23 protein-coding genes and 1 riboswitch are annotated in these 23,404 nt (G+C 44.3%); of the genes, 6 read left to right on the plus strand and 17 right to left on the minus strand.

What is annotated here, in order from left to right; all coding sequences use genetic code 11:
• Positions 1–119 precede the first annotated feature (119 nt).
• The 4 genes from CLV93_RS06980 (at position 120) to CLV93_RS06995 (ending at position 3,780) form a co-directional block, all read left to right on the plus strand.
• On the plus strand, positions 120–698 hold the full coding sequence (locus CLV93_RS06980) for a pentapeptide repeat-containing protein (RefSeq protein WP_106541471.1): 579 nt from the start codon (positions 120–122) through the stop codon (positions 696–698).
• A 93-nt stretch (positions 699–791) separates the two neighbouring features.
• On the plus strand, positions 792–1,514 hold the full coding sequence (locus CLV93_RS06985) for an MBL fold metallo-hydrolase (RefSeq protein ID WP_106541472.1): 723 nt from the start codon (positions 792–794) through the stop codon (positions 1,512–1,514).
• A gap of 211 nt (positions 1,515–1,725) precedes the next feature.
• Positions 1,726–2,928 carry a formylglycine-generating enzyme family protein gene (locus tag CLV93_RS06990; protein ID WP_106541473.1) on the plus strand — a complete coding sequence of 401 codons (1,203 nt, stop codon included), beginning with the start codon at positions 1,726–1,728 and terminating at the stop codon, positions 2,926–2,928.
• Between the two features lie 213 nt (positions 2,929–3,141).
• The gene (locus CLV93_RS06995) at positions 3,142–3,780 is read left to right on the plus strand and encodes a MarC family protein (protein WP_106541474.1); all 639 of its coding nucleotides are present in this window, start codon (positions 3,142–3,144) and stop codon (positions 3,778–3,780) included.
• 134 nt (positions 3,781–3,914) lie between these two features.
• Here the strand turns inward: CLV93_RS06995 and eno are convergent, their stop codons facing one another.
• The 6 genes from eno to CLV93_RS07025 form a co-directional block, all read right to left on the minus strand.
• Positions 3,915–5,195, minus strand: a complete 1,281-nt coding sequence (gene eno / locus CLV93_RS07000; protein WP_106541475.1) for a phosphopyruvate hydratase — start codon at positions 5,193–5,195, stop codon at positions 3,915–3,917.
• An 11-nt stretch (positions 5,196–5,206) separates the two neighbouring features.
• On the minus strand, positions 5,207–5,572 hold the full coding sequence (locus CLV93_RS07005; protein ID WP_106541476.1) for a DUF190 domain-containing protein: 366 nt from the start codon (positions 5,570–5,572) through the stop codon (positions 5,207–5,209).
• 1 nt (position 5,573) lies between these two features.
• Positions 5,574–5,810, minus strand: coding sequence for a fluoride efflux transporter FluC (locus CLV93_RS20445; RefSeq protein ID WP_246187266.1), 237 nt, complete (start codon positions 5,808–5,810; stop codon positions 5,574–5,576).
• A gap of 169 nt (positions 5,811–5,979) precedes the next feature.
• A riboswitch (Fluoride riboswitch) is annotated at positions 5,980–6,043 on the minus strand.
• Positions 6,044–6,628: 585 nt separating this feature from the next.
• The gene (locus tag CLV93_RS07015; RefSeq protein WP_106541477.1) at positions 6,629–7,171 is read right to left on the minus strand and encodes a carbonic anhydrase; all 543 of its coding nucleotides are present in this window, start codon (positions 7,169–7,171) and stop codon (positions 6,629–6,631) included.
• A gap of 56 nt (positions 7,172–7,227) precedes the next feature.
• Positions 7,228–7,836: a cysteine hydrolase family protein gene (locus CLV93_RS07020; RefSeq protein ID WP_106541478.1), complete on the minus strand. Its 609-nt coding sequence runs from the start codon at positions 7,834–7,836 to the stop codon at positions 7,228–7,230.
• A gap of 6 nt (positions 7,837–7,842) precedes the next feature.
• The gene (locus tag CLV93_RS07025) at positions 7,843–8,817 is read right to left on the minus strand and encodes a class I SAM-dependent methyltransferase (protein ID WP_211297772.1); all 975 of its coding nucleotides are present in this window, start codon (positions 8,815–8,817) and stop codon (positions 7,843–7,845) included.
• Between the two features lie 1,020 nt (positions 8,818–9,837).
• Here CLV93_RS07025 and nudC point away from each other — a divergent pair.
• Positions 9,838–10,704, plus strand: coding sequence for an NAD(+) diphosphatase (gene nudC / locus CLV93_RS07035; RefSeq protein ID WP_106541481.1), 867 nt, complete (start codon positions 9,838–9,840; stop codon positions 10,702–10,704).
• A gap of 237 nt (positions 10,705–10,941) precedes the next feature.
• On the opposite strand, the gene CLV93_RS07045 is transcribed toward nudC, so the two are convergent.
• From CLV93_RS07045 to CLV93_RS20105, 9 genes are all read right to left on the minus strand, one after another.
• Positions 10,942–12,273, minus strand: a complete 1,332-nt coding sequence (locus CLV93_RS07045; protein WP_106541483.1) for a P-loop NTPase family protein — start codon at positions 12,271–12,273, stop codon at positions 10,942–10,944.
• A 275-nt stretch (positions 12,274–12,548) separates the two neighbouring features.
• The gene (locus tag CLV93_RS07050; protein ID WP_106541484.1) at positions 12,549–13,826 is read right to left on the minus strand and encodes a protein kinase domain-containing protein; all 1,278 of its coding nucleotides are present in this window, start codon (positions 13,824–13,826) and stop codon (positions 12,549–12,551) included.
• 100 nt (positions 13,827–13,926) lie between these two features.
• Positions 13,927–14,667, minus strand: a complete 741-nt coding sequence (locus tag CLV93_RS07055) for an SDR family oxidoreductase (protein ID WP_106541485.1) — start codon at positions 14,665–14,667, stop codon at positions 13,927–13,929.
• Between the two features lie 191 nt (positions 14,668–14,858).
• Positions 14,859–15,605, minus strand: coding sequence for a phospholipase D family protein (locus tag CLV93_RS07060; protein WP_106541486.1), 747 nt, complete (start codon positions 15,603–15,605; stop codon positions 14,859–14,861).
• Between the two features lie 393 nt (positions 15,606–15,998).
• Entirely contained in the window at positions 15,999–16,670 is a 672-nt protein-coding gene (locus CLV93_RS07065) for a hypothetical protein (protein WP_146141970.1), read from the minus strand.
• A gap of 222 nt (positions 16,671–16,892) precedes the next feature.
• A complete protein-coding gene (locus CLV93_RS07070; RefSeq protein ID WP_153637065.1) occupies positions 16,893–17,522 on the minus strand; it encodes a hypothetical protein in 630 nt (209 codons plus the stop codon).
• A gap of 512 nt (positions 17,523–18,034) precedes the next feature.
• The gene (locus tag CLV93_RS07075) at positions 18,035–19,579 is read right to left on the minus strand and encodes a M61 family metallopeptidase (RefSeq protein ID WP_106541489.1); all 1,545 of its coding nucleotides are present in this window, start codon (positions 19,577–19,579) and stop codon (positions 18,035–18,037) included.
• A gap of 499 nt (positions 19,580–20,078) precedes the next feature.
• The gene (locus CLV93_RS07080) at positions 20,079–20,567 is read right to left on the minus strand and encodes a nuclear transport factor 2 family protein (RefSeq protein ID WP_106541490.1); all 489 of its coding nucleotides are present in this window, start codon (positions 20,565–20,567) and stop codon (positions 20,079–20,081) included.
• 37 nt (positions 20,568–20,604) lie between these two features.
• On the minus strand, positions 20,605–20,808 hold the full coding sequence (locus CLV93_RS20105) for a hypothetical protein (RefSeq protein WP_146141971.1): 204 nt from the start codon (positions 20,806–20,808) through the stop codon (positions 20,605–20,607).
• 129 nt (positions 20,809–20,937) lie between these two features.
• Here CLV93_RS20105 and CLV93_RS20110 point away from each other — a divergent pair, with 129 nt between their 5' ends.
• On the plus strand, positions 20,938–21,336 hold the full coding sequence (locus tag CLV93_RS20110) for a hypothetical protein (protein WP_146141972.1): 399 nt from the start codon (positions 20,938–20,940) through the stop codon (positions 21,334–21,336).
• Positions 21,337–21,349: 13 nt separating this feature from the next.
• On the opposite strand, the gene CLV93_RS07085 is transcribed toward CLV93_RS20110, so the two are convergent.
• Together CLV93_RS07085 and CLV93_RS07090 are read right to left on the minus strand one after the other, a co-directional pair.
• Complete coding sequence (locus tag CLV93_RS07085; protein ID WP_106541491.1) at positions 21,350–22,069, minus strand: methyltransferase family protein; 720 nt, start codon at positions 22,067–22,069, stop codon at positions 21,350–21,352.
• A 278-nt stretch (positions 22,070–22,347) separates the two neighbouring features.
• Positions 22,348–23,391, minus strand: a complete 1,044-nt coding sequence (locus CLV93_RS07090; RefSeq protein WP_106541492.1) for a serine hydrolase domain-containing protein — start codon at positions 23,389–23,391, stop codon at positions 22,348–22,350.
• Positions 23,392–23,404: the final 13 nt, after the last annotated feature.

A 23,404-nucleotide genomic window follows, 5' to 3' on the forward strand; every position in this document is an offset into this window, starting at 1 on the left:
GGACAAATAAAAGCTGTTCCGGAACGCTCGCGCCGAATAGCTGTACAACATGTTCGACTGATTTCTGACCCGAATTTCCTATCTTCATCGAACAGAGTAAACCAAAAAATCAGACCATAATGAAGTCAGCTACCGCCCCTCACGTGAGCGTGGTTTTTCGGGACGAAGATTTCTCCAATCAAACTTTTCGTTTCGAGGAATTTGAAGACTGTCTCTTCGAGAACTGTAATTTTTCGTCGTGCGATTTTACCCGCACTGTATTCCTCAACTGCCGGTTCGATAACTGCGACCTGAGCAGCAGCCGTTTTCAGCAGTCCAATCTCGAAGGCGTTATTTTCGACGGCTGTCGTTTAATCGGTATCGATTTCACCATGATAAGCCGCGTCAGGCTGGATATGACTTTCAACGATTCCGAGCTCGAGATGTGCAACTTTACCGGCCTTTCCCTCGAAGGAACGTCTTTTGAAAGGTGTCGCATCGATGAGTGCGAGTTTGTGGAAACCAATTTGAAAAAGGCTAAGTTCAGGGAAACCGATCTAACCGGAACGTTCTTCCGGCAATGTGACCTGACGGAAGCCGATTTCCGCGGAGCCAAGAACTATCGTTTCAATCCGTGGGAGAACCGCATGACCAATGCCCGCTTCTCTACACCGGAAGTACTGTCGTTTCTGTCGCCGCTGCAGATTTTGGTCGATTGATAAAACGGACACCTTTCTGTCTGAAAATCAAATTTAACTGGTTAGCTTCTTTTTTGTAACTTGTGGATTGTTACATCCATAAAAGGCTAAACCATGTCACATATCCTCATTATGCTGGCCCTTTTGTTCCAGGGACAACCGGCCGCCAAGACATTCGAAACCGATACGTTTCAAACCGATAAAGGAAACCTCGCTATCACATTCATCGGGCACGGCACCCTGATGATGATGTGGGACGGGAAGGTCATACACATTGACCCGGTCAGTCGCGAAGCCGATTATTCAAAGCTTCCGAAAGCCAACCTGATTCTGGTTACCCACGAACATGGCGATCATCTCGACCCGGCAACCATTGCCCAACTCCGGCAAGGAAATACACAGGTCGTTGTCAGCAAAAGTTGTGAAGGGAAAGTGCCTGACGAAACCGTTCTTACCAACGGGCAAAGCATAACGGCCGATGGTATCCAAGTGGAAGCGGTGCCGGCCTATAACCTGGTGCATAAACGCTCCAACGGACAACCATTTCACCCGAAAGGAAACGGTAACGGCTATGTGCTGACCATGGGAGGTAAACGTATTTACATTGCGGGTGATACCGAGAATATACCAGAGATAAAGAACCTGAAGAACATCGATATTGCGTTCCTGCCCATGAACCTGCCCTATACGATGACACCGGAACAAACCGCTGAGGCAGCCCGCAGTTTCATGCCGAAGATTCTTTATCCCTATCATTTCGGGCAGACCGACCCGCAAAAGCTCGTGAAGCTGCTAAAAGGAACATCCATCGATGTTCGGGTGAGGAAAATGGAATAACCACCTAAGACATTTTGCGGTGAAGTATTTCATTATGTTTTTTTGAATCCTGGAGCGCGTTCTTCCGTATAATCCGGCAGTCGACCTTTACCATACCTGGCCGAAGAACCAAAATCAGCCTGACATCTTTTCGTCATGCTTGAACCAACGCACCGGTTTGCTGTTGATCGGCAGGGGTACCGGAAGGCACCTTGACCATTGACCAAAAGACATGAGCCCGAATCAGACTGTACATAAGAACAATCCGCTAAGATTAAAGCATAACAACCCGGGAAAGGTGGTATTGCTCCTGTTGCCCATCCTGATTCTCGGGGTGATCAGCTATTGGATTACCGACAAGAATCCGCAGGAAACAGCCAAACAGAAGACATTGATCTCGGTAGGCAAATCGGCCCAGGCATCCATTGCGAAAGGATTTGCACCGACCATCAGCAATCCGACGACACCACCCGGAACGGCTCCCGACGGAATGGTGTGGGTTCCCGGCGGAACGTTCTCGATGGGGGCAACCGATCCAACCACGTTACAGGATGGCGGACAAGAGCCCATGAATGATGCGCGTCCGGTTCACCGCGTTTATGTCGATGGTTTCTGGATGGACAAAACGGAGGTTACCAATGCCGAATTCCGCAAATTCGTTGAAGCGACGGGTTACGTTACCACAGCCGAAAAGAAACCGACACCGGAAGATCTACCCGGCGTTCCGGCCGATCAACTCGTAGCTGGATCGATTGTCTTTTTCCCTCCGCAACAGCAAGTGCAGTTGAGTGATTATCGCCAGTGGTGGCGGTTCGTTCCCGGTGCCAACTGGAAACATCCCTTTGGTCCCGGAAGCGATATCAAGGGAATGGACAACTATCCGGTGGTGCATGTGACCTATGCCGATGCGGAAGCTTATGCCAAATGGGCCGGTAAGCGACTGCCCACCGAGGCGGAATGGGAATTTGCCGCCCGCGGAGGATTTTCAGGTAAACCGTACGTGTGGGGCGACCAGTTGACGCCCGATGGCAAATGGATGGCCAACATTTTCGAGGGCCATTTCCCCGAATCCGACGATGCAGCCGACGGTTACGCCGGTATTGCCCCGGTAGCCCAATATCCGGCCAACGGTTACGGGCTGTACGACATGGCCGGCAATGTGTGGGAATGGTGTCACGACTGGTACCGCGCCGACTATTACCGCCAACTGGCGATGACCAACGATGTAACGAACAATCCACAGGGGCCGGATACGTCGAATGATCCAAATGAGCCCGGCTTACAGAAACGCGTGCAGCGGGGCGGTTCATTTCTTTGCACGAATCAATATTGCACACGATATATGGTGGGTACCCGCGGAAAAGGAGAGATTAATTCCAGTACCAACCACATTGGCTTCCGGTGTATCAAATCACCCGGTACCCAATCCCCCTAGGGAAAGGTACGAAACACCGGAAACAGGCCTGTAACGAGCATCAGGCCTGCCAGACCGGAGAGTATGTCTTTGACATGTCTCCGGTTTTTTCTTGCGACTTGCCCGGCTAACCCCCTTTTACAAACAGCTCATCCGGGAAACCGGTATTATTGAATATTGTCGTTCGAATATGTATCTTCCTCCCCGATTATTTAATACCTAAAACCAGAATTCATGCAGGAAGCCTATTCCTTCGGCCTGCTGGCCCTGACTTCGTTCTTCACGCTTATCAATCCGTTGGGAACGATGCCCATTTTTGTGTCGATGACTTCGGAACTTCCGGAAGAACAAAAGAAAAAGACTGCCCGGAAAGCCGTCTTCGTCTCGTTTATCACCATCCTGATGTTTGCGTTTTCCGGCCAACTGCTGTTCCGCTTCTTCGGTATTTCGGTGAACAGCTTTCGCATTGTCGGAGGCGTTATCTTCTTCCTGATGGGACAGGATATGCTGCAGGCGCGTCTGGGAAAAATCAAAGTGAGCGAGAAGGAGTCGGAGATTAATGCCTACGTGAATGACATTTCCATCACGCCGCTGGCGATTCCGATGATTAGCGGGCCGGGCGCCATTACCAACGGGATTGTGTTAATGGAAGATGCCTCCACCTTCGGGAAAAAGTTGCTGCTGATTGCTTCCATTACGTTGATACTGTTTCTGACCTACATCATTCTGATTAGCGGAACGAAGATTACCAAAAAGCTGGGCGAAACCGGCAACAAAGTGCTGATGCGTCTGATGGGACTTATCGTGATGGTCATCGCGGTGGAATTCTTCTTCAGCGGACTGAAGCCCATTGTTCAGGATATGATCAAATAATTATTCCATTCTTCCGCTGCAGCGGGAAACGAAAAATCCCCTGAAGAGACTGTTGGCCAGTCCTCAGGGGATCGTCAGCGTTCGTTGGGATTAGGTATATCGATAGTTACTAATCACTTTCTTATTCAATTTGGCTATGCATTTTTGAACGCGCTCTTACCGGCAAAGGCAGCGCTGTTGACCAGCTCCTGCTCGATGCGCATCAACTGGTTGAACTTCTCGATGCGTTCGCCTCGGCAGCCGCTGCCGGTTTTCAGGTGACCTGCATTCACGGCAACGGTCAGATCGGCAATAAACGTGTCGACGGTTTCGCCGCTGCGGTGTGATACAAAAGCGTTGTACCCGTTTTTGTACGCCAACTCAATTGTTTCGAGCGTTTCGGTTACCGTACCAATCTGGTTCAGCTTGATGAGGATGGAGTTCGCCACTTCCTTCTCAATGCCTTCCGCCAGGATAGCCTTGTTGGTGCAGAAGAGGTCGTCTCCCACCAACTCGATGCGGTTGCCCAGTGTTTGGGTGAGATTCTTCCAGCCTTCCCAGTCATTTTCAGCGAGACCATCTTCCAGTAACACAATCGGATACTGGCGGGCCCAGCTATCCCACTGTTTCACCATGTCATCGCTCGTGATAAGCTCTTGTGTACTTTTGAAGAGCCGGTATTTGCCATCTTCCCACAACTCGCTCGACGCCGGGTCGAGGCAGATGCTCACATCGTCGCCGGGCTGGTAGCCGGCTTTCGTAATTCCTTCGAGGATGACTTCCACTGCTTCTTCGTTGGATTTCAAATCGGGAGCGAAACCGCCCTCGTCTCCTACGCCGGTGCTGTATCCTTTCTTCTTCAGCACCTCTTTCAGAGCATGAAACACTTCGGTGCCCATCCGGATGGATTCCCGGAAGGAAGTAGCTCCGTGCGGCGCAATCATGAATTCCTGGAAATCGACGTTGTTGTCGGCGTGGCGGCCACCGTTGATGACGTTCATACATGGAACCGGCATCAGGTAGGCATTGCTGCCGCCCAGGTAACGGTAGAGCGGCGTGTTGGTCGCGGTAGCCATGGCACGGGCAAAGGCCATCGATACCCCGAGGATGCCGTTGGCTCCCAGGTTCGATTTGTTTGCAGTTCCGTCCAGTTCGAGGAGCAGCAAATCGAGTTCGCGCTGGCTGCCGAAACAACGACCAACCGTTTTATTCGCGATGACGGTGTTCACATTGTCAACGGCTTTCAATACCCCTTTTCCGCCGTAGCGTTTCGGGTCGCCGTCGCGCATTTCGAAAGCTTCGCGCTCGCCGGTGGAAGCGCCGCTGGGCACCATGGCCCGTCCGGTGGTACCGTCTTCCAGTTTCAAATCGACTTCAACAGTCGGGTTTCCCCGCGAATCGAGGATTTCCATTGCTCTTAGCTTAGCAATCTTCATATCATCAAGGTTTAAAAGTAAAATTCCCGTTTCTGTCCGGCTTTGTTCAGCAAAACCGTCACCTCTTCCACCGTTACCAGGCAACCGTAGCGCATAGCCTCCAGGTCTCCTTTAATCGTCTCGTAAAACGCCATCACCTTATCCTCCTCATCGATAATCTCCACGACGGTGGGAAGCTTTTCAGCCACCTCCCAGAATTTGTACGAGTGAATTACCGAACTGGCCCCGAAGCCCATCACGCCTTTCACGACCGTGGAGCCTGCCAACCCGGCTTTTTTTGCTTTGAATACCAGTGATTCGTACAGACTATCGTTGCCCAGCTTATCGGTAGAGCCGATGAAAATCCGTAACAGTAGTGTTTTGTTTGATTTTTCCATCTTATACCAGTTTTATCGTCATTCGTCCAATGTTCACCGCCACCAGCCCCAGGGTGAAGCTCAGTGACGCATACGTGATAAACCGAAGCCACTCGCGGCTTTGGAGTAGTAGAAAGGCATCGTCGGTGATTGCCGGGAAAGTGGTAAATCCGCCGCAGATGCCCACCGTCAGAAAAATGCGAAACTCCGGCGACAGCCAATCTCCTTGCCCGGTTAAACCGAAAATAAAGCCTGTCAAAAGGCTGCCCGGAATTGTTCACAATCAACGTCCCCCCAGGGAAAGACCGTCGGTGTGTGAATTTGAATGTAGCGGGAGACGGCGAACCGGAAGGCTGTTCCGACAAACCCTCCCATGCCTGCAATCAGTAATGACTTCATCATACAATCGAAATTTTAGTGTCCAATTTCACATTGCAGAAGTCATTAGCCTTTGGGAGACGGTTAATGGCAGACTTCATTGCCCATATCAAATGTACGGATTAATCAGGCTGGTTATCCTCCCGGTAGCTTTCATTAACAACTTTTATGATTAGAAAACGTCCCGAAAGGAGGAAACAACCGGGCGGCTATCACCCGATACGGGCAAACAAGAAAAAAGGTGAAGCACGCCGGTTCTCATCACAAGAGGCGGGCACTTCACCTGGTATCTTTGCTTGATGGCTGTTGAAAAAGTTCGGGGAGTAACACCTACGGAGTAAAGGAGCCCTGTGCGACATTTCTGCTACAACTACTAAAATACTTGATGCCCTACGGGCAATTCGGTTTATTAATTGAATGGGCGTTTCATTATTAGGATCGAATAGTTCACGCAAAGGCCGGCGACTGTAACCACCCCAAACCCCTGAAGGGGCTTCAGAACTGTGACTAACTATTGCAACAGTACTTTTTATTAGCCATTTGACAGGAATAGCGGTAATATCCAAACGGTAACTCGTGGCACAGGAAAAAACGTACCGCCCCAAAGCTCCCTTCAGCATCCCGGGACGAAAAAAGGATGTCATCCCTCCGAGGGATGACATCCTTAGGTGTTACTTGCTTTTGTTTTCTTCCGTTTCCTTACTCTTCCCTGATCAGGTAGAGCCGGTTGTCTTCCACGCGGTAATACATGGGAGCCACGGTGACCTTCGGGTAGCGGTTCCGCAGGCGTTTGACTTCGGTTAATACGAAATCGATTTCGTTGCCGATCTCGAAAAGCGGGGCGAACTGATTGAAATGCTCTTCGGCAAACGAACGTTCCCAGCCGGCTTTGTCCACCAGGCCACCAATAAAATTTTCTTTTTTCGATGCCAGGTTCACCATGCCGCAGTTACTGTGCCCGATGATGGCAATGTGCTTCACATTTCCTATCGCGATGGCAAACGATACCTTGAATTCGCTGTAACGGAGATTGGCACCACCCGCCCTGATGATGAAAGAGAAATTGTCGGGGATGTTCAGATGCTTCCGGTTGTCCATACACATACCGACCAGCAGCTGCGCTGAATCATACGAATCGAAATCCCTGCCGAGATCATGATACTCCAACAAATCACCAATCGGCGTATCCCGGTACTCCGGGAAGATGTCTTCTTTTGTCTTAATCGGTACAAGTCTGTTCATAGCTTTCGTGTCATTTTTGCCGGATGATTTACGTTCATTTATTTCCGGCCTTCGTTTTAAATGAATGTCTTTATGATGTCCTCCGTATTTAAAACGGTGGCGAATTCTTCGTTCAGGCTGGCCAGCGCCGTTTCATGCAGTGTCCTGGCCGAATAGTGCTTACCGTCGAAACCGGTTTTCGGAAACGTGGCAGTGGCATCGTTCACCACGTAGGTGTCGAAGCCGAGGTTGCCGGCCATGCGCACGGTCGTGGAAATACACTGATCGGTCGTGAGGCCAACCACTACCAACTGACGAATGCCTTCGTCGTGCAGGCGTTGCTCCAACCCGGTGCCAATAAAAGCGCTGTTGACCGTTTTCCCGATAACAGGCTCCCCTTCTTTCGGCTGCACCACCGTCTGAATGGCATTGCCGGGCTTTCCTTCAGCCAGCGGCGATTGCGGGTTGACCGAATTGTGTTTCACATGAATAACGGGAAAGCCGCGTTGGCGCCATACCTCCAACAACCGGGCTGCATTTTTCTCCGCGTCGGGATGATTGCGTTTGCTGCCCCAGTAAGTCGGGTGGTCAAATCCTTGTTGAATATCGACCAGCAACAAAGCTGGCTGTCCGTCGGGAATGAACGGCTGAAGCGGTTCGTTGGTTGATGCCTGCTTGTTCTCCATGTTTCGTTATTTGGTATCGATGGTTTCGACCTTTTCTTTTATAGCCTTCACGCGGATGCGTTTGTAATCGATGTTCCATTTCCCGTCGACAAAACAGATCGGTTCAATCCGTTCCTGAACTTCGGCTTTGATGGCCCGGGCATCCTCATCACTCACGCCATCGAAGAATTGCTTGCCAAACATCGCCATCCAGTCGGCAATGCCGGTCTCTGCATCCGCCAGTTCCGTGGGGCGGTCGAAATGTTCGGCCCTGGTTACCCGGAATCCGGCTTTTTCAAGCTCTGTGGCATACTCGCCAATCGTCGGGAAATACCAGAGTTGCTTCTCCGCCTGTTCGTGGTAACCGTGTTGGGCCAGTACCTTCCGAAGTGTTCCGACGATATTTTGCACATTGCCTTTTCCACCGAACTCGGCCACCAGGCGGCCGCCCGGTTTCAGGTTGCGGTACATGCATTTAACGGCTCCCTCGTAATCGGTTACCCAGTGAAGCGCCGCATTCGAGAAGATGGCATCAAACCGTTGGTTGAACTCAAAATCGGACGCATTTCCCACCTCGAAATCGATGCTGGGATATTTGCTTCGTACGTCGGCGATCATTTCAGGCGAGTTATCCATTCCTACCACCCATGCAGCACTCTCTTTAATCTGACTGGTAAGCTGTCCCGAGCCGCATCCCACGTCGAGAATACGTTCATTTGCTTTGGGTTCCAGCCAGCTGAGGATTCCCTGGCCATATTGGTACACAAATGCGTGCTTGTCGTTGTATAATTCAGGATTCCAGTCTTTTGCCATGTTGTTATATCCCGTTACTGTAGAGACGTAGCATGCTACGTCTCTACCACCACCTAAACAAATAAGCACGCATTGGGTTGAGAGTTTTTGTACTTGCCGGTTATTTACCACCTGTTTTCGTCCGTCAGTCGTTCGACATTTTCCTGGTGTAGATGTTTTTACCCAATGAAACCGGGCGTTATTTGTCATAATTCTACGGATTTTCGCCGGTGACACAGTTTAATGAATACTCCCGAATACTCCCAAGGTTAACAACAAAAGGAATGTCTTTTCCCACAAAAGGAACTCCTTTAACAACAAAAGGAACGTCTTTTCCCACAAAAGGAAGACCTTTAACTACAAAAGGAACGTCCTTTCCCACAAAAGGAAGACCTTTAACTGCAAAAGGAACGTCCTTTCCCGCAAAAGGAAGACCTTTAACTGCAAAAGGAACCCGTTAAACGTGAAAAGGAAGGCATGGATCGCCAAAAGAGTCAGCTATAATACCAAAAGAATGTCGTTGAATGACAAAAGAGAGCAGTTAAATTTAAGATGAACCCGAGCAAATAGCAAAACAGACAGGGGCATTGAGCCGTAAAGACGCCCGAGTCGGGCGTCTTTACGGGCGCATTGATGGTGAATAATTGTCTGAACCTGGATTACGCAGATTAACCAGATTACACAGATGGGGGCGGCGGCGGTGTTTGATGGGTGAATCATTAGGGGAATGTTTTTTGAGGCGCAAGGCGTTGCGGCTCTGCGGTGCGTTGTTCATGGGTGTCAATAAATTGAAATTAACGGAAACGTTGTTGGGTGTAGCGCGTTCATCATCCGGGAAATCCATTAATCTGCATAATCCGGGTTCTGACGGTTTTTGAGACGCAAAGCATTGCGTCTCTACGGCGTGTTGTTCACGGGTGTCAATTAATTAAAATTACCGAAAACGTTTTTGGGTGTAGCGCGTTCATCATCCGGGTAATCCATTAATCTGCGGTTTCCGGGTTCTGACGGTTTTTTGAGACGTAGCATGCTACGTCTACGAGCACATTAATGGGGGTTTTTGAGACGCAAGGCATTGCGTCTCTACGTGCGCGTTGATGGAGGGCGGGATGAGGGCACCGGCGGTAGAGACGCCCGAGTCGGGCGTCTCTACCGTTAAAAATCGTCAATGCGTCCACACCCAACGTTATTCTGGTTATCTTTGCCGATGATATTTCAACCGTTTGCCTCATGATTCAGGATATTTTTCCCCACCGTTTCGACAATCAATACCGCGCTGAACAACACATCGGAGACGAGGACATTGTGCTTTGTTACCGGGACAACACGTTGTTGCTGAAAACCGACGGGGAGACATTCGGGCTACCGCGAAAGAAGGATTTCCCGGAGATTTCGGAGCAGACGGAAAGCACGTTCCTGTTTTCGCTGAACGATGTTTCGTGCTTCCTGGTGTGGGATGAGCTGGCCGCGAAGGAACCGGATTTTGCTTACCAGGAAATCAGTTTCTTCCGGACGATTGAACAGCCGGAAATCGCGTGGGTGAGCATTGCGGGGTTACACCTGGTGAACTGGTACACGCAGAACCGTTTTTGCGGGAAATGCGGGAGCCGGACCGAACACAAGTCCAACGAACGGGCGCTGGTGTGTCCGAATTGCCATACCACCGTTTATCCCAAAATTTCGCCGGCCATTATTGTGGCCATTGTGAGCGGCGATAAACTGCTGCTGGCGCGCAATGCGAATTTCCGCGGCAACTGGTTTTCGCTGATTGCCGGGTACGTGGATGTGGGCGAAACGCTCGAGGAGGCGTTGGCACGCGAGGTGAAAGAAGAGGTGGGCCTCGATGTGACAAACATTCAGTATTACAAGAGCCAGCCCTGGCCGCTGTCGGGTTCGATGATGATTGGTTTTGTGGCGGAGGCCGACGAACACCAGCCCATCCGCGTCGACGGCAACGAGATTGTGGAAGCCGCCTGGTTCTCCCGTGGTAACCTGCCCAACCACTCCTCCACCATCAGCATTGCCGGCGAGATGATCGCCCAATTCGAGAAAGGCGAACTGCAGGGATGCGGAGCTGTGAAGAAGGTTAGCGTTTGATGAGGTTGCTGTAACAGTTTGGCTATGTGGAGTGCAGGAACTGAGGAAATTCAATTTCAAACTGCGCAGAGCCAACTCGTTTATTCAGATTTTCATTTTTATAGCCAAATCGTCAAAGACGAATTGGCGGTGTTCCAACAGAGAGCTGCGCTTGAATTACCCATGAACTTATACTACGTATACCTTTTGTTAGGCGATGTATTTTGACGAAGGCGCCGATAAATTATTTTTTACATTTTACAAATCAGACAGGTCATAATTATGTTGAAATATTTCGTCAGAATCATCAAAATCATTTTCAAATTGTTGTCTTGCTGCAATGAGTGAAAATAGTTCATTTGCAGATATCTGCACAGAACCTACGGCTTTGGTTTGTTTTTCTTTGCTAAATTTCAATTCCATATATGCTTTTTGAAATGGGTTACTGAAAAAATATTCTTTTGAATCAGCATTTACTCTCAGTACCTCTTCTCTATCAATGGATGTTAGATGATTCAAATATGTTGTTAAGGTATTTGATGGGTAATCGTGTATGTCATTTCGCAACTCATCTAATATTTCTTCACTACTTACTTCACTTTTGTTAAGTCTGATAATAGCTTTTAAAATCTCTTTTGTTCCATATTTACTCTTTTTAGATGTTTTAGTCGCTTTTTCGTAAGCTGATTTAAGAGTTGCATATTTTTGGTTCAAATAATCCTCAATTGATAAATCTAAATCTGTCTCTAGAAATTTATGTCTACTTTCTGCAGTTTCGTAAATATTATTATTAGTACACATTGAAAGGCAAAGTTGATGGCATATAGCCCCTAAACCATTTGAATATGCAATAATTTTATTTTTCAAATATTTAGGAAAATGAACATTTAAAAGCTTTTCTCCCTTTGTTATAATATTTTCAAGTTCTTTAGGGGACATAAGAGGGACAAATATTTCTGAAATTCTTTCGCTCATTTCATTGTCGTACTCAACTATCTCTTTGCCTGTGCCAACCGCACCTATTGCAATAATCTTAGTAGTTTTGTATACTTGGGAAGTATCCATGAAAACTTTCATTATTTGCGCTAACCTCTGCTTATGTTCTTTACCTACTTTGTGAAAGTCTTCAATTTTCCAGCAAGCATTAGATTCACCAATAAATTCAGCTAATCTTTTATCTGTTAATTGTAAAGGTACAACTCGTGTATATTTTTCTCCTTTTTGAACCTTTGATGCTGCCCTAATTTCTGCATATACAGATTTCAAACTAGCTGAAATCTCAGAGCCATTCGTGTTAGATACTTCTGATATGTAATATTTATCTAACGCATCAAAAGCTTCTAGCTTTAGTTGGTCAATTGTTGTCCCCTTTGTACACTGAGATTCAATAACTTCAGAATAAAGCTGATTTAATTTGTTATTTATTAGTGTTGTTTTCCCCGAACCGCTAAATCCAAAGATTACTAATTGTCTGCCGGGAGTTCTAATGGAATCAACTAATTGCTTATTGACCTGCTCTCTGTCAACAAAGGTTAGCTCAGCGGGTTGCGAGGGAGTAAAAACACTATATGTTTCATAATTCTTTCTCATGGCTCATTGTTTTTGTATTGTCTCTTTTCCTTTTTTGCCTGTGAATATTTTAAGCTCCAATTAACATATTGCTTAATCGCCAAGTGTATAGCAAAGCAGTAGATTACGGCTTCAATATTTTCAAACCGCAAGAAGATCTGAAGCAGATTACATCTCTTGATTTTATTACTATTTCGCCTATTTTACATATCCAAAGCTATTAATCTGCAAATTGAAAACAATCTATCGGGACCTTTCGAATATATCCCTCTTCTGTTTCTATAACCACAATTGTTCTATTTCTCCAATTTCATTCTAAATGATTCTATTGATAACCTAAATAAATGTTTGATTTCTGTTAATGCTGTCTCTGTGAATCCTTCAACGTCGGCAACTGAACCATTGTAGTATGTATGAAATTCGTCATTATCTATTTTATACATTAAAGCTATCTCGCTCAAAGTAGCTTCAATTTTATGATGGAGAACCACAACTGGTTTCGGTATTTCTGGTCGATGGATACCGAAATGAACTTTATGTATAAGGTCTGTTTCTTGAAATCCACTGCTGCCATATGCTACTAAACCAGCTTGAGATAAATATTTACTGAATTCACCACTCAGTTTCTCTGTCAGTTTTGATATTTTGTTACTTATCTCAGTTCTATAAGCAACATCAGAGTTCTCAATTGTGGCCCTGAGATTCTCGATGTCATTAATAAATTCATCACCTTCATTTTCATTTGGGTCAATATTCATAATCGCATTTCTTAAGGATTCACAGTTTTGAAAACGAAGTTCTAACCTAGGTTGAAAACCTACATAAAATATTCGTTTCAGCTTACTCCATCTTAAATCAGATAATGTGTCCTCTGTGAAAATACTAAGGTTTCTTTCATGAGGTAATTTACCTTCAAAATCCTGGAGTTGTCTTGGTGCAACTCCCGTTAGCACATAAAAAAGAACACCTAAAAGCATTGTTAGATCTGTTGCTTGTGCCTTAATTGAACTGCCTGCGCTTAATTCAGGCATTCTCAAAAAACGATTACCCAATTCTTGACCTAGTTTGCTTTTAAAATCCTCTTCATCGAAATATGCTAAACCAAAATCAACCAGAACAGGATTATTTATATTTTGATTTAGAAGGATAATATTGTCAGGCTTTATATCTCTATGAAGCACATTTAACTTATGAAAACTATTTAAGGCATCAATTAATTCCAACGTAACACAAATAGCATCATCTAAACATAAATTCCCATTTCTTTGAATAAATTCAGTTAATGTTGGACCTTCAATCCATTGCATTATAACCCAAAGTTTTTCCGATGCGTCTTGCCAAGAATTTACATTATGCTCAATAACCTTTGGAGTATACTTACCATCAAGCATCAACAGAACATTCGTTTCTCTGTGGAATCTAAATCTTCTTTCGGTTGACTTCAAATGCTCAGGATGTAATTCTTTTAAAGCACCAACACTTTCATTATTGATGTTAATAACCTTTCTTATCGAACCTTGTCCACCCGAAAAAACTTTATCATCTTTAATTTTCCAATTTTCTTCCCAATTCATTTTCTGTCTTCATGTTGTTGGATTTTATGGTGCATCCAAGTTAACAAAATCTTTTCGGTTTTCGATGGATGGAGTTTTGGAGTGGTGAGATGGTTGGCGTTTACGATTGACGATTCTTCGGAGCCGTTTGATAGATAACGGGCATTTGTCCCTTCCACTTACTCCATACGTCATTGTTGGTAATCAGTTCAGCCATAAAATGACCGACATTGATCCGGCTGACCGTTCCGGCATTAAAAATCGCACTTCGTGTGGGTGAAGGATGAACCTCGTATCCGGTGACCTGGTCTTCGTTTACCAAACCATCGGGACGAACCGCTACCCACTCGATGAAACTGTTTATTTGCCCCATCTTCGTCCGTAAATAATCGGCTGCCTTTTCATTATCGACATGTGGAGGTAACAATAACCGGAGGATGGCGATGACCAACCGTTGCCCCATCGAAACGGGTTCGTTTAAGTCGCGGTTCCGGTTGCCGGTCGTGTTCATCAATACAAATTTCACGGGCTTACCCGGTGCGTTCTTTTCAATGGCATGACAAAGGAGGATGACAGCGTCGGTCACCAGTCGTCGGGGTTTTCCGTATATCCCTTTCCAATTCGGATGATGGCCTAAACACGAAGCGACGGCATCACAATCGCGGATGTATCCGGCCATTTCATCTACCGTGATTTCGGATACGCTGGCTTGAATGACGGACAGTTGGTCGTTGGTTTTCCATGTCTCGGGCAATTTCTCAGGCGAACGAACAATCACCTTTACTTTTTGCCGGGAATTGAGCAGTTGCTCCACCAGATGTTTTCCGGTTGCTCCCGTTGCTCCAACGACTAATGTTGTCATATCGTATGTTTATTCATTCATTGAAATAAGCGTCCTATTCTACCAGACACCATCAAGTTAAGGAAATTTGCCGGGTTTTGGGTGGGTGGGGGTTTGGAGGGAGCGGTGTAGGTTGGCAGTGATAAATTGTAAGTTGTCGTTGCCATTCAAAGCCTAGGGTACGAACGCTGCAAGACAACTTACAAGCAATTTTATTCTTTTATTTCGGCTATAATATCTTCAGGCCAAACAATGAATTTTCCATATGCACCTTCTTTTTGTTTTGCTCCAAGCTCATTCCCTTTTTTTGTAGCAAACCAATCTTCTTCCTTTTTATACATTAATTTATTGTCCACTAGCCATGAATTAATTTTTCTACTACTAATTCCAATTGCTTGAGATATTTCTTTAGTTGTTAACAATTTTGAATTTGAGAAGACTTTCTTGATTTCAGAATCATTTTGTCCATTCATAATTCCGTCAGGTTCATTCTGATCAAGTGTCTTTTGCGGAGCTTGCACGTAAGAAAAATCTTCACTGTTATGCATAATTGACTCAATATCATTTGAGGCATCTTCATAAACTTCTTTATCATTCTCATTTGCTGTATCAATCAAAATCCCCATTTCTCTATTATGTTGCTGAGAGAACTCATATAAATTCATTGAAGCAATTATCATTTTATTCTCATTTAAGTAACATTTTGCATGAAGATTCTTTGAAAAATATAGTCGAACATATTTTAATTTTTCCAAATAACTCATTTCCGCTGGGGCAAGTTCTTGTTTGCCAAAAATAATTCTAACGTCTACTTTCTCTCTTTCCTTATCATTTAGTAACTCTTTCATGTTGTCAGAGAGTTTTAAGTACGGACTTATTATATACAATTCTTTTCGTGCTTCTCTAATTAAGTTTTCTAATTCTGCCGTAATACTAGAGGTTCTTAAATACTTTGCCATTTTTTAGTTTTTTATCTGATTTTATTTTTAAACCTTATCTGTTATTGAATTTAGCGATTTGTCAATTTTCTTGAAATACACTGGTCCACTTAATAGATTAGCTCTCACTGCAAAATTGTTTACACCGATGTGGCAAATCGTCGTGCACTTATTTTTCTTTTAGCTAGATGAAAAGATCTTCGTTCAATGCAAATGGGAAATTCTTTTTCTGTAGTAAAGATCGGATGTTGAGTGGTCAGATTCTCTATCTTCATTTTGTTGGCTGTTAGGGCTCGCTATTTAACAAAATATTTTGGGTTTTCGATGGCTGGGGTTTCGGGGTGGAATGGGTTCGGTTGATAGATCGAAAAAAGCTTCGCTGTATATGACAATTTGTTTTGCATAACTTATTAATCATGTTGTATAGAAGAAATACCAACCATCTTTAAATTTAATCAGTCGAACAATTACAAATCCATATGGTGGCAATTCATCTCCTACTTTTAATTTCTTTTTAAAGGATTTAACGTAACCATATTCGTTATCAACAAATCCGTCTACTGTCAAGATTAAATAATCATCTGTCCGATTCAGTGAAATTATATCTGAATCGATCATCCTCCTTTGAATATCTACAATCTCATCAATATTCAGGTTCTGTTTTTTGATATAACCTCCAAACGCATTTTCAATCTCTTTCTTCGTTATATATTTTAAGTCATTTGATAATGATTCATCATTTAAGCTTTTTTGGTAACGAAGCATATCAGTTAAATCATACACATTAGCTTTAGTACTTTCTTTTTCAATAACTTCTAAATTGCCCTTATTCATCAAATAATGAATATGGTGCCCCAAACTGAGCTTAGGAAATGCAGCAGTAAAGCTAAAAGCAACAATAATCAAAGAGAGTGGTAGATATGAATAAAGTTTCTTTGAGCCATTCAGTGGGATGGTAACTATGGATAAAATCATCCCAATTACCGTTAATCCCATTAGCAACAATACATCTAAAAAAGGTCCAATAAGTATCGAATATTGTAAATCAAAAACACAAGCCAACAAAATCACCAGGCTTACTGCCATTGCCATAGATTTTACAATGTTACTAATCACTTTTCTTATGGTCATATTTCATTGTTCATTAATAATTACACACAACGGTTTGTGTAAGTTGCGGGGCGGATTTCGGAAAGCGTCCCTGTCCGAAGGACACGGAACTGCGAAACGAGCCCCGAAGCCTCGGGGCACAGTTGGCGCACCACTGAACCCCGACCTGCAATATGTACTGTGTTAGACATAGTTTTTTTATTTTGTCACGGTAAATTCTTTATAAAACTTAAATCTTTCAAGTTCTCCACTTGAATTAGGTATCTGAACTACTCCTTTGAATCCATGTTTTCCTAGTTTATTAATTTTCTCTCTGTAAATACCTTTACCGTCAATCGCATCAAGATAAAATGTTCTTTTATTGTCTGGTCTTATTGCATTTAGCACACTGTCTGGCTGTGAAAAGTCTGTAACTATCATAGATGGACAAATTGTTGTGTCTTCGGCTGCAAGAATTATACTGGCTTGATATATATCGCCAACTTTAATATTGTCCGAAGAATCTACGACAACTACACTTAGTTTATTGAATTTATAATAATCAGCTTCAATTCTATTAAATAAATAACTTACAAGTTCATTCTCTAGGTTGAGAAGGTCTAATCTTATTATTTTTTTATTGTCTAATGATTTGAATGTTTTGAATCGATTAGGGATAATAATCTCTTTGATGTATTCAGAATTGAAGTATGAAATCGATTTTATGGATTCATTCAAATTTATTAAGCCATCATTAATTGCTTTCAAATTTCCTTGGTCAACAAAATGCAGTAAGGAATCAAATGTCGTGTCCAAAAAAGAAGCGACCTCAAAATATGGTCTAGCCATTTCAGGATTTAATAGTAATTTCTTCTGAATCTTTGAAAGATTATACTTAATCTTCTCATTTACAATCTTCGATTCATTTTGAAAATACCGACTCTTATTATTCTTACACGAATAAAAAATTGTGAATCCGATTGTCAATATTAAAATATACTTTTTCATGTATGTTCTTTCAAAATTATGGCTTACTAGTGTGTATCAACATTGCTGTTACGCGCCCTTATTGGGAAGTATTGCGTACGTTATAATTTGGCGTTGCCAAAAGCATTATTGATTGCTGCTTCCCCATACAATCAGGAAGCAGTCCTGCTACGTCACAAGCCTGATGGTAATTGGTCGAAATTACTGTCTTCATTTTGTTGGATGTTTGGTGCATCCAAGTTAACAAAATCTTTCAGGTTTTGATGGGTGGGGATTTAGGGAAAGGGAACAGCTTGAATTAGCAGAACCGGAAGCACGGGCAGAACGCTTCATTGTTGACATCAGTCTACCTACCTATGCCTTTTATTCAATAATTAGTTCAATCCTAAAAAGCCGCGCCACAACTTTTGTTGAAGATCAGTTTTACCCAACTCATGAATTAATCGCAATTGTTTATTATTGGTACTTGCCTGAATTCCGGCAAACTCCAGGTATTTATTTAATGGAACTTCGTCTGTTCCATTTATATAGGCATTCATAAATCCAGTGAAGTCAGTATGAGCAAGTAAATTGGCTTGATTTAGTATGTCCTGGTTGCCAATTAAGGTATCGGTTCCTGCTGTTTCTTTGTAGAAAAATTGCATCAGGTTATCTAAACTGTGAGCATTCTCGGTGTTATGCCTAATTTGCATATCGATACAGATTCCGGCAAACAGACCACCTCCATAAACAAGTCCCCAATGGTTATCCTTATCAAAACCTGAAGCAGCATCAGCCGGAGCAATCTTTCCCAAACCTTTGTCATTGATATATCGCTTATAAAACAATTGATTCAAGACGCCTTTAATTGCTTCTTCATTTACTAGTTTGGCATTATATAGTGCTTTGAGTGTGTAGTAATTTGTGATCCCTTCCTTAAACCAATCCGTACGGGTGTCTTTAAATCTAATTGATTTGCCATTCCAAAGGTGAAAGAATTCATGAGCAAACAGAAACCAGCTTATTATCTGTTCTTGTGGAGCAGCTTCCGGGTTTAGAAACAGACTAATGTTATCACCGATTACTTCACCATCCATTTCTTTTGATTGATTGATGACGACCAATACATTGGATAATTTACCCCCGGAGGAATTTTTGGGTAAACCTCCCATAAGATTTATGTAATAATCTAATATTTTGTTAGCCGCATCAACATAGTGCTCTTTATTCTTTGCAATGGTATCACCTCCAAGTACAAAGTTTAGATTAAATTCATCGCGGGCAATTTTAACTTCCTGTTGAGTACCGGCAACTATGAATGATTCTAAAAGTTGGGTTTGATTGGCGACCATATAGGTTGTGTTCTCCGGATCTACGCTTTCCCAGGGAGTGGATATCTCCCAATCGTCAGGTTTCTTAAAGAGCACTTCTATATCTGTTTTAACGTCACCATTGATAATAAACAAAGAGCGACCAGATGCCGTGATACCCCAATCTCTTACGAATGCCACCCCATCGATTCCACCAGGCCAATTTTGTTTTTCATGATCAATAAGTACATGATAACGGATGATGATTTCCTGCCCCTTATGCACATTATTCACTATCCAGGCAGTTGAATCTCTTTTGTGTAATTTAAGCTGCTTTCCATTTTTAACATAAGCACACAAATCATGAATATACTGGGGCCATCTATAGGGCATTGGTCCATTATCACTCATTTTCAAGAGTGAATCCTTAAGTGTTATTTGTGCTTCAATTTTTACAAGTTTCGGGGTTGTTTCAGAAAACTCCAGACGATATTGGTCAGGTGAATTATTGGGTTTTTGCACCGAATGGGAACCATTATGCGGCACTAAAATCACATTTGCCTCCGCAAAATGGGTACTCAAGGCAAACCCGCTTAGAATCATTAGAAATAGTAATTTCGTTTTTTCCATTTTCGGTAGATTAGCATTTCTTACTTAGACCACGTAATTGGAAAAATGGTTACAGCATTTCTTGTTAATTGTTGCACAACGGTTTATATCTACTAAAACGACGCTATATCTTCCATATGGGCGTGATTGGTGTACCACTGGTGCTGAATTGTCAAGTAGTCAGTTTTTCAATTCTCATTTTGTTGGTTGTTAGGATACATCCAAGTCCAGGAAATCTTTCGGGTTTCCGATGGATGGGTTTCGGGCTGGGGAGATGGTCAAAAGAGGGAGTTCCCAACCCCCAAATTGATTGGGGGTGAAGAATGATTTATCCGGCGTTGCCGGAAAAGGACTACAAAAGAAATAGTTGTTTTTCAATGTGGCTAAACCACCATTGCGCTCGAAACAGCAAATGTATTTCAATCATGTCCGTCACACGATCGCAATCTCACGCACGTTTCCCTACCCGGGGCTCATCCCTCCGGGATTTAGTCACCTAATTGGCAGGTATGTTTACAGTTCATTCAACACCGATACCTTTCAAAAATGTATTCCAATCCCAATAATCCCGGTTTTTACTGATTCGGTTATTTTCTATGTCCATTACCGATACGCCTCTCACTTCGAAATGCTTATTGGTGGCCGGAATATTCATATTCGCCCACCCCACGGTATTGGTACCGGTCCAAACCCATTCCACCATCGCCATATTTTCACTGGCTATCACATCAACTATTTCGAAATCAGAATCAGGAACTCCTGCTATCGTGCGATCAAAATAATCAGCGATTGCTCTTTTCGTATTAAATTTCCTTCCGGTAGCCACTTCTTCATACAAACAACTGTCGGCAAAAAGAGCGGTCAGGTTACCCGAATCGTGGCTTGACCAGGCATCAAGAGCGGCTTTGGCTAAAGCTTCATTATCACGAATCTTCTGACTACTTTCATTACACCCGAACAAAAACATCAGTATGACAACAGCGATGGGGAAACTAATTTTTCTTTTCATTTTATTATCGTTTTAAGTTAGGATTCACGAAAGCTTGTTAACCAGCATGTATCACACACAGCTGCGATTTTTCTTTTAACCAACTTTTGGGTGTCATGCTACTGTCAGAACCAAGGGCACGACAACACCTGGTATGCTGAGTGGTAAAAAACGATGGGAATGGCTGCTCCTCCACGCCAACGGGAAGGAGTTCTGCCAGGTCGCAATCCCAGTGATGAATGGTTGGTTTTTCTGCTCTCATTTCACTGGCTGTTAGTACAGTTACAAGTTAACGAAATTTCTCCGGTTTTCCGATGGGTGGGCGGGAAAGGGATGGTGAGGATGGCCAAAAGGGGGCGTTCCCAACCCCCAAATTGATTGGGGGTGAAGAATGGTTTATCCAGCTTTGCCGGAAAAGAACAAGCCAAAAGAAATAGTTGTTTTTCAATGTGGCTACACCACCATTGCGCTCGAAACAGCGAATGTATTTCAATCATGTCCGTCACACGATCGCTATCTCACACACGTTTCCCTACCCGGGGATTTAACTCAGGCGGCGCACTACCCCACCCCGATATTTCGGGGCCTAAAGGGGCTTTTGGCATTTCATATCAATGCCATTACGTGCCGCGCAGGGAAATACAAGCATTATTCGGTTTGGAACATGCGCCTCTTTTCCATTAGGGGCAATGACTCAGGTGGCGAAAAATGCGTGAGTCAGTTCCGGATGCACATCCCGGGCAGGAGGAACACTTTGACTTGTTCCGACAGCTATCGGGGTGAACACTAGGCAACGGTGTTCCTTAGTAGATTCCCGGAAACAAGCGGTAACGTACGCGGCGGGTATAATCGCGATATCCCGGCAGTTCTTCCTGTAGCGTCCGGTCTTCCAGGCGGGTCCGTATCACGGCAATGATCAGGGCCACTATCACTGGAATGATGGTCCAAACGGAGCCCAATGCCAGTACCATGCCGGGCAGCGCCAGGATATTCCCGGCATACCCCGGATGCCGCACAAAGCGGTACGGACCGCTGTCACACACCCGGTGTCCCCGGTCGGTCTGAATACGTACCATGGTTGAAAAGAATCGGTTTTCGACCATGGCCCATCCCCCGAATGCGTAACCCAACGCAACCAGGAGGAAGCCTATGATGTTGAGCCATACCGGAAACTGGGGTGACCACCCTAAGCGGTGATCGAGTCCCGCCACGATGTATAAGGGGAATGATATGGTCAGTATCATTAACGGAGCCAGTACTTTGTCCCATGATTTCACATCCTGGTCTTTTCCAAATTTGCCCCGTTCGGCCAGCAATCCCGGATGCTTTCTTTCTGCCCACAACCGCGGACCGATGGCCGCTACCGTTATCAGCGCTGAATACAACCACCCCTGCCACCACCCCCAATCCCATCCGCTTATCATGAGCACCAGCGGTACCAGGAGATACGTGATGATTAATCCAGCCAAATACTGGGGGCTTACTGATTGAGGTGCCTTTTGATCGACTGTTTTCGGTGCCATAGCGATTCCTCCTCATTCAACGGTGTGTCTTTGCAATCCAGACAGAACGATAACCGGTCAGTTTTTTCGTTCTCATTTCGCTGGTTGTTAGGACATAACTAAGTTAACGAAATCTTTCGGGTTTTGGGAGGAGGATTGGACTGGTGAGATGGGGAAGATTGTGAATATAGCATCCTAAGATGGCAGTACGGTCCCAACGCTGACCAAGAGAATTTTGTTCCACGCAAAGGACGCCAAAGAAATTCGCAGAGAAAAGAAATATCCATGGATACACTCGGTTACGATTTTCTTTGTCTTCTGATAATCCTGACAACACGGTTGTAGATAATTTCCGCTAAATTCCAGTCATATCCATCAAAGTTAGTCGTATTATTGAATTGAATGACCACCGTGTCGATGTCTTTGAAGTATTTGGCAATCGTCTGGTAGCCGGGAACCAGACCAGTATGGTTATAACGATAAATGGAGGAATAGATTTCCTGCTCCTTTTTATCGGTAAACAGAGAGCCATCGTTTAACGCCCGTAAGAATGTTCCCACATCCTGTGCGGTAGCTATCATGGAGCTATAATCGGTATCTTTTATATCCTGCTTGACACCGACATAATAACCACTCATCAAATCGTTCATATTCACATCATGAATTGAACCGAACGTGTGTTTTAATCCGAGCGGATCCAGTATGCTCTTCTTGATGTATTGGAATTTGCTCTCTCCCGTCACCTTTTGAATGATTTCACCTATCAACAGATAATTGGTATTGGAATACTCATAGTCTTTTCCCGGTTTAAAGTCTGCCGGCAAGTCGAGTACCCTTTGAAGCGCTTCCTCACTGGTTTTGGGTGGATTGGTCCAAAAATTAGGCGTGCTGGTCAGGTTGGGAATTCCACTCCGATGCTCCACCATCATTCGTAAGGTAATTTTATCGGCATATTGAATTCGTCCCACCAGTTTGGGCATGTAATAAGCCAACGTACTGTCCAATGACAAACGTCCGGCATATACCAATTTCGTGATAGCAACGGCATCATATAATTTCCCGACGCTGGCAATCTTGAACAGGGCGTGCGGGTCGGCCGGTATCTTCTTTTCCCTGTCCTTCCAGCCGGCTGCATAAAATGCCGGTGGTTTGCCTGCCTCGTCCACATAGGCAATCATCCCGTCAAATCCATATTGAATGCCCTCCTCCAGCTGTTCCTGAATGGTGTCGGGCAGCGGTCTTATCCAGGCTCTGACCAAAATCCAGGGTACAAAAAACAAAGAGATCGCGGTTCCGACAAATAATAGGATTCTGATAATTCGTTTGGTTTGTTTCTTTGTCATGTTGTCAAATTGG

The organism is Prolixibacter denitrificans, from assembly GCF_003014495.1.
Lineage (GTDB): Bacteria > Bacteroidota > Bacteroidia > Bacteroidales > Prolixibacteraceae > Prolixibacter > Prolixibacter denitrificans.